This is a genomic window from Streptomyces jumonjinensis (assembly GCF_009600885.1).
GTDB lineage: Bacteria > Actinomycetota > Actinomycetes > Streptomycetales > Streptomycetaceae > Streptomyces > Streptomyces jumonjinensis.
In genome coordinates this window covers 9844-10471 of sequence record NZ_VCLA01000187.1, presented here as the reverse complement: position 1 = coordinate 10471, position 628 = coordinate 9844, and the positions used below count along the sequence as shown (strand labels likewise).

The window sequence follows — 628 nt, the reverse complement described above, 5'->3', positions numbered from 1 at the left end:
GTCGCTGCGCGGCGCCCTGCGCTCGCTCATTCTGCGGCTGACGCTGTTCTATCTCGGCGCCATCGCGGTGATGCTCGCGGTGATGCCGTGGCCGAAGCTCGCCTCCGGTCACTCCACCGAGACCAGCCCGTTCGTGATGATGTTCCACGCGGCCGGAATCCCGGCGGCGGCCTCGGTGACCAACTTCGTCGTGCTGGTGACGGCGCTCTCCGCCGCCAACGCCAACCTCTACGCCAGCGGCCGGATGCTCCACTCCCTCGGCGGCGACCGGCTCGCGCCGAGGGCCCTCGGGGCCACCACCCGGCACGGCGTACCGCGCCGGGCCGTCCTCGTCTCCTCGCTCGGCTTCCTCGTCACCGCGGGGCTGACCGCGCTCTTCGGGGCCCGGGTCTTCTCCGTGATGCTCGCGCTCGGCACCTTCGGGGTGATCGCGGTGTGGATCATCATCCTGTGCACCCTCTACGCCTTCCGCAAGGACGCGGACCGGCCGCCGTCGACGCTGCGGCTGCGCGGGGGCCGGGTCACGCCCGCCCTGGGCATCATGGCGCTGCTCTCCGTGTACGCCACCGGGTTCTACGTCCCCGAGATGCGGCTGGCCTGCTACGTCGGCGGGCCCGCGCTGGCGCTC

Annotated in this window: 1 protein-coding gene; it reads left to right on the top strand. The window is 72.5% G+C overall.

Translation table 11 applies throughout. The features are described from left to right. A partial coding sequence (locus FF041_RS29280; protein ID WP_153525606.1) for an amino acid permease occupies positions 1 to 628 on the top strand: 628 nt, incomplete at both ends.